The organism is Vibrio sp. Vb1127, from assembly GCF_033338735.1.
GTDB lineage: Bacteria > Pseudomonadota > Gammaproteobacteria > Enterobacterales > Vibrionaceae > Vibrio > Vibrio alginolyticus.
On record NZ_JAWOTF010000016.1, the window covers coordinates 81323 to 87446 of the forward strand.

The following is a 6124-nucleotide window of genomic DNA, read 5'->3' on the forward strand; positions in this document are numbered from 1 at the left end:
TCAGGTTATAAGTCTTAAATTGTATTATCTAAAAACTAAACAAAATTGAGCTATTACTTTTGTTGACCTCTAAACAGATCAACTAGTCCTCTCAACACAACGCCACTAATGATCAATCCTAATAGTAAACTAATTACTATTCCGTAGGGGTTTGTTGCGAAAAATGAAAAAAACTCAGGTAGTTGAGGGAAAGGTAATGCTGCAACAGTGGCCATAAATTAATCCTTCTTTAAACAGTTAGGTTATGATTTAAGGAAGCTCGAGATCTTCTTCGGTAACCCAATCCAAGTGAGTATCTTTAGATATCAATAGTGTGCCTTCAAGCCAATTTACACCTAATATCTTTTCATCATGTGAAGCGTAAAACTCCGAAAGTTTATCGACTATGTTTGTAACATTCGATATTTCTACATTTTGTAAAGGTAGCCAAAACCAGCGATTTTTTGACTCAAGTAGTGCTCTTTTCGAGTTCCAATCCAGCCCCCATAATAAATGCTCTTGATTACCATTCACGAGCCGACAGTGCATCGCTGCCTTGATCCCCAATTTTTCAAGAAAGAACAACATACTTCCTACTTTGCGTAAAAAAAAACCATATTGACACATACTAAGATGTTACCAAGTATGTATCAATTATCTTTTGTTTTTATATGGTTATGATCAAGCTTGTATCTATATGTGGCTGGCCAGCCAGGTCTTGGTAGGCACAAATTGGTCTGACACCACATTGCCATTATTTATACAGATGGGCAATACGAAGTCAGTACCACTTCCTTTTGCAAACTCCCGTACTTCTCTTAAGGTATCTTTGCTATTGCTAACTGGTACTAGTAAAGAGTGGCTAAGTTCCCTTGTTCCACGCAACTTAATATTGGGTATTGAAAAACCTCGATGTAACAGCTCCTTTGTTTTAATGATTTGCACAGAACTGAATGACTTTACGTATTGGAGTTGTGCGGTTACTAGTTCGTTATATACTGTTTTTAACTTAAACTTTGCTAGCAAATAGTCGTCTGTCAAGTTACTGAGCTGATACAAAGCCTTTTTAATAATTAATGTAATTTCTGGGTTATTCAACGATGGCATCGCCAACTCTCGGTCATAGGCGTTTATTACAGCGATTTTTGGATAATGGTCCATTTCACCGACATCTGTTTCAAACTTATCCCTATCGCTTAAAATCATGTTTGTGAGTTTATCGTGTCGCTCTGTCATACCTTTAGAGCATAAAATTAAGAATCTGTTTGATGGCTTAGTTTCGCAGCTAACTAATATTGGGAGTTCATTTTTGTGGTTTGGCACAGGGATATACACCTTTCTAATATCAGAATCCTCTAATATTTCATGTGTACCACTGCCTTCCAGAAAGCTGGCTATCTTCTTCAACATCTGGCTCACGATATCATTCCTTTGTTCAATTATTATTCTACGTTTTGACATTCGTTCATCATACTCTTCTTGTTTAGACTCGATATGCCTAGTCAATTGGTCCCTGTTTAAATATGGTAGAAAATCATTGAAAGTACATTTCACGCTCATGGTGCCAGGGCGTAGCCCTAGTTTAGTTTCAATTCTGGTTGCTAACTTTTTTCCTAGCATACGGGATTTATTGGGCCCTAAATGATTGTTCAAATGACAACCTAGCTCTGAGTTCAATTTGCTAATATTGCCATTCCCTATAAGGGTCAATAGGATCTCTAAATTCCTAGATCTGGCAAGCTTGTCAATTGGGAGGTTATCATCAATTGTTGGGTCTACATTTATGGTAGAAATGGCCTCATCAAGTTGTCCAATAGGCATACCGAGCTTTGTTTCTATGTTTCTAGCTAGTCTGTGACTGATGTTCTTCTGAGGCTTGGATCTGTGGCTGAGATAACTGGCCAAGTGAGGCATATCTAAATGTCTACATAAGTTCTGAATCTTACGGTTGTAGTCTTGGTTGACTATACGCATAAGGTTTTGGTGTCGATTCTCGTGATAGATTTCAGTAGTGTCGAATTTGATATCCATTCAATCACCAATCAATAACGTATTGTGGAAATGGTGTCTTCTATCAAATCTCGTTCTATATCGCTTTCAGCTTGATTTAAATACTTCTCGAGAATATCAATATTAAGTGTACTCAAGTGTCTTCTGTAAAGCTTGCGTCTCAATTCTTTGCGTTCAGCATAAATTGGGTATAGCCCCTGGATAAGGATACCAAGAAGAAGAATTACTATATAAAGCAGATTAAAAGACTCTAATTGAGAGAATCGCCATGCAGCTAAACCTACAATTGTTAGAGAAAATGCCAATATAACTATTCTTCTGGTGAACTGCCCCCATTCTGGTGAAAATACAGAGTCTTTGTAATGCATCATATTATTACCTCCTAGATGTATAAGAAATTGTCCATTGTCCATGTGTCTGGATGTGTTGAAGGGAGTGATTGAGATTCGAATATTGCATCAATGGTTGACCAACCTAGCTCAACTCCGTCCTCAAAATGGGTAGAAAATGCAATGTACATCCAACTTGCGACAGTAAATCGTGCTGCTGCTGTAAATTCAATCTTCAACAAATCGAGTTCGCTTGAGGTACTTACCATGTAAGTATTGGTACTTCTAACGCGATAACACCCTGATAACCTGTCAAGTAGTGGTGTTAGGTTAGGTTCTTTCTTGGCGAGCTTAATCATATCTTTCAAAGACAAAATACAATTGAGCTCTTTTAAACCAACCCTAGTCCATTCTTTAACTTTGCAAATTTGTTCAATTCTGTTTCTTTCGAAAGAGATCCAGAGAGGATCATACCTTCCCATACTTTCAATTAATTTATAGGTTGAAAGTAATTCTTCTAAACTAGCAGAGCATGCCCTTTCGATGTTCGTTGATGTATTGCGCTTAGCAGTACATCTTGTTTTAGTTACTGCGCTTTCCAATCTTGAGTCTCCTAGTTCAAATATTCTCAGTTACAACACTTTTATCGCGAGGATTTGTCTTACGCCGTTATCTGATCGCGATGTCAGTTCAATATTTTCGAATGTCGGTACTGGAAGTCTGTGTATAGCCGCCTCTATTAGTTTCAAGCCGAAAAGGTACTTACCACTAGTAATTGAGTTAATATGATGGTTTGTCATTTTTTCTAAATGACTGACTATCAAATGTTCTAGTTGATATAGAGTATCAAGCACCTGCAGATCTAGGTTTATCAGGTCGTCATAGTTCTGGAGTGTCATCAACGTGTGTCGATATGGATCTAGAGCACACCTGTACGCATGCTTTTTAAGTAGATATGGATGTATAGGTTTTGGCCACATGACGACTATCTGTTATATCTGCTTTGTACGTTCTAGCCAGCTAGCTAGTGATAGTAGACCACATACCTTGGCCACCACCTCGAAATTGTCTTTGTATGCTCCGCTATTAAAGAAAATCAGGCAAATCAAAGCAGTACAAGATAGTGCTATCAGTAAATACTTTGTTCTAAACATTAGCTTTTCCTCAACCATTCTTAGGCAGTCTAGACTAAACATTGAATAATAGATGTCATTCGCGTATAAAAAACAATACTAATGTTACCATATATTTTTATACGTATGTTAGGAAAACCTCATGCTGAGCTAGTTGATAATTTGATCAACTTAGTTTCCATATGAGCTTTGGTACAAATATTAACGAAGAGTATGATTGATATGATAAAAATTGATAAAGATGAAGTTTTGACAGTCTCCATTGTCTCGCAAAGGCTTAAAGGCATCATTCCTGAGGATTATAAATGGCCAAATGTACCGGAGGGATATCAATTGGAGTTTATTGTCCATCCCGATGGCACTTTAATCATGGATCTTTTAAATCCTGATAGAGGAATGTTTATTTCAGAAGCCGAAAATGTTCACTTTGAAACACCCCGTACAGTGAAGAACGCCCCCCTTACATGGCAAGACCTAGAAAAGGCTGGTGTTCCTTTTATGTCATGACCTAACTACAACTTGATAGAGGGGTGTGAAGCCCAACGGTACGGTTTCGTACGTTAAGCATTAAATCAAACAGTTAGAACGGTATGACGCTTAGGTAAACCCTACGATCACTGGTAAAAACCACCCCAAAATCAGGATATGACATAACCTATGTGTCACTACTGGCTGTGTCATGACTTAAATGACATGCTTGTTTTTTGTTAGCGTACGTTTTCGTTCCATTGGGCGTCACACCCCATAGAGCTTTCACAAACAACCTCGTTAAGCACCAAATCAGAATAAATCCCCCTCTATAATAGGAATACTGCATGAAATCTGCGATCCGTCTTAGTCTAAAAGTAATATTGTTTTCGATTACTGTCATAGTGTCGATAATTGGAGGACAAATTAGTCAGCACCTCGCTCATATCAAAGATTCCAGAATGCATACGATCGATACCTGGAACAGGCAACATCCTGAGAACTTACATGTCTCTAGAACATTTATTAATGAATGCCTTAATCGAAAAATGGTAAAGGACACTAGTTCGGACGAACCTTTCTTTGTAAAAGAGGTTTATGGACTGTATGAATGTGGTATTGAAGTCGGAGCGGATGACCTTGTGGAGAAAATCAAAGAGTCAGACAACTCATTGAGTACATTTGCTTGGCCATTATCAGCTTTGACTTAATACTTCGTTTTCAAATATTGAGGTCTAAATCGGACCTCATTTGAACCACTATCGAACAAAAATTAGTCAACTATACACGGTATCCACCACACTTTAAGGTACTCATTGGTGCCTCTCCCCCACCGCTTCGCTCCATCCGCACGTGCTGTAACTATAAGGTCGGCTTCGCCGCCTCTTGAGCATTCTCCCCCCTGGGAGAACCAGCGGCTTCGCCGCTTCTTAGATTGGTAAATACTATTCATATCGATTTATTTCTATCTTTATCTATCCATATCTATGTTTGGCTACGCCAAACTTTTTTCCAGGGGGTCTTAGCAGTGGCGAAGCCACCAAGGAGTAGAAATATTTAGGGCGAAGCCCTTATTCGTTAGCGTCGAAGACGCGAAAGGGAGCTTGATTCTTTGCGAGCGAAGCTCGCTTAATTCGAGTTAAAGCGAGTGAGGTAGTTAAGGTTATTGGTGTCGTAACAGCGGCTTGTGGTGTAGTTTAGGTGGTGGATACCGTGTATATTTATGGTTTGAAGTCCCCGTAGATTTGGGAGAGAAATAAAGTTTCATACTAAATGTTCAAGTAAGCCTGTCAGTACCGTTCTAAATGTCACGCTGACATAAATAAAGATTCATACCAATTGGTACTACCATGTTTCAATCTCACAACAATTGACTATAAAAGTATCATACTGGTTGTCTGACCATCCGCTGGAACACGTATCTGGACAAAAATGTTTTAGAGCTGTGTATTAAAACGTTTTTGTCAGATTAGAAAAAGCATCTTGAAACCTTAAACGCTTGCTATTATTGCATGTGTTCGCAAGATGGTTGTGATATGCTAAGAGATGCATCATGTAGGATTAGAACATAGCTAAAAATTAGTTATTGACGCCATAGTCGTTTGTTAAAGGTCGGTTTTCGCATCTTCCAGAGCCTGTTTTTGAATATTTGCAATAACTTCCTCGGTTAACCCATACTTTGCTGCGACAGTCATTGTGATTGGGTTTAGGATGTCCTCAACCTCATTGAACAACTCTATTGATTTTTCCAACCCTGTAATCATCTTATTACGCCCAGACGCGTTCATAAAATCCATAGCTTTAGCTTGGAAATAACTATGAGCCAAGAAGGGGTTCTAGGGATTTTCCCCTCTAAAGTAACATAGAATGCTACAGGCTTTGTATTATATAGCCTCCAGCTGTGGGTTACTTTCGTTTCCAAGCTTAATCATCCACGATTGGCTTCGTAATTTCACTAATATCAGGCAATTTTCCGGTATTGGTGAAGTTATACGTCCCGCTTAAGTTGATATTTTGCCATGCAACGGGCGAAACAGCACGAGTGATAGCCGCTTTTTCTTCATCACCTGTCGCTTCAAAGTGTCCCAGAAGATGACTCAGTATCGCGGAGTTGAAGTAGATGAGCGCATTGGCAAGCAATCTTGCGCATTCATTCCAGATAGCGATTTCAGACTCGTTTTTGCCACGGAACTGATCACCATTCAC

The 6124-nt window shown here is 38.8% G+C and carries 9 protein-coding genes; 2 read left to right on the plus strand and 7 right to left on the minus strand.

From position 1 onward, the window contains the following. Positions 1-53 precede the first annotated feature (53 nt). The 5 genes from R7H07_RS18395 to R7H07_RS18415 all read right to left on the minus strand — a co-directional run bounded on the left by R7H07_RS18395 (position 54) and on the right by R7H07_RS18415 (position 2920). Entirely contained in the window at positions 54-215 is a 162-nt protein-coding gene (locus tag R7H07_RS18395; protein WP_170926990.1) for a hypothetical protein, read from the minus strand. Positions 216-249: 34 nt separating this feature from the next. Next, positions 250-567, minus strand: a complete 318-nt coding sequence (locus tag R7H07_RS18400; protein ID WP_025634101.1) for a hypothetical protein — start codon at positions 565-567, stop codon at positions 250-252. Between the two features lie 105 nt (positions 568-672). Next, positions 673-2010: a hypothetical protein gene (locus R7H07_RS18405; protein ID WP_025634099.1), complete on the minus strand. Its 1338-nt coding sequence runs from the start codon at positions 2008-2010 to the stop codon at positions 673-675. 11 nt (positions 2011-2021) lie between these two features. Beyond that, positions 2022-2360, minus strand: a complete 339-nt coding sequence (locus tag R7H07_RS18410; RefSeq protein WP_025634098.1) for a hypothetical protein — start codon at positions 2358-2360, stop codon at positions 2022-2024. 11 nt (positions 2361-2371) lie between these two features. Continuing rightward, positions 2372-2920, minus strand: a complete 549-nt coding sequence (locus R7H07_RS18415; protein WP_025634097.1) for a hypothetical protein — start codon at positions 2918-2920, stop codon at positions 2372-2374. Between the two features lie 753 nt (positions 2921-3673). Here R7H07_RS18415 and R7H07_RS18420 point away from each other — a divergent pair. Further along, positions 3674-3958: a hypothetical protein gene (locus R7H07_RS18420; RefSeq protein ID WP_138058896.1), complete on the plus strand. Its 285-nt coding sequence runs from the start codon at positions 3674-3676 to the stop codon at positions 3956-3958. Between the two features lie 308 nt (positions 3959-4266). Continuing rightward, positions 4267-4629 (plus strand): hypothetical protein, encoded by a 363-nt coding sequence (locus R7H07_RS18425; protein ID WP_025634091.1) that lies wholly within the window; start codon positions 4267-4269, stop codon positions 4627-4629. An 894-nt stretch (positions 4630-5523) separates the two neighbouring features. Here R7H07_RS18425 and R7H07_RS18430 read toward each other — a convergent pair. Continuing rightward, complete coding sequence (locus R7H07_RS18430) at positions 5524-5715, minus strand: hypothetical protein (protein WP_225455764.1); 192 nt, start codon at positions 5713-5715, stop codon at positions 5524-5526. 127 nt (positions 5716-5842) lie between these two features. Next, the coding region (locus R7H07_RS18435; protein WP_206926123.1) for a Tn3 family transposase at positions 5843-6124 on the minus strand (282 nt) is incomplete at its 5' end.

What these genes read in the sequence shown, in the direction of transcription:
- R7H07_RS18395 (WP_170926990.1), bottom strand. Translation starts at nt 215, where the DNA reads ATGGCCACTGTTGCAGCATTACCTTTCCCTCAACTACCTGAGTTTTTT.
- R7H07_RS18400 (WP_025634101.1), bottom strand. Translation starts at nt 567, where the DNA reads ATGTTGTTCTTTCTTGAAAAATTGGGGATCAAGGCAGCGATGCACTGT.
- R7H07_RS18405 (WP_025634099.1), bottom strand. Translation starts at nt 2,010, where the DNA reads ATGGATATCAAATTCGACACTACTGAAATCTATCACGAGAATCGACAC.
- R7H07_RS18410 (WP_025634098.1), bottom strand. Translation starts at nt 2,360, where the DNA reads ATGATGCATTACAAAGACTCTGTATTTTCACCAGAATGGGGGCAGTTC.
- R7H07_RS18420 (WP_138058896.1), top strand. Translation starts at nt 3,674, where the DNA reads ATGATAAAAATTGATAAAGATGAAGTTTTGACAGTCTCCATTGTCTCG.
- R7H07_RS18425 (WP_025634091.1), top strand. Translation starts at nt 4,267, where the DNA reads ATGAAATCTGCGATCCGTCTTAGTCTAAAAGTAATATTGTTTTCGATT.
- R7H07_RS18430 (WP_225455764.1), bottom strand. Translation starts at nt 5,715, where the DNA reads ATGGATTTTATGAACGCGTCTGGGCGTAATAAGATGATTACAGGGTTG.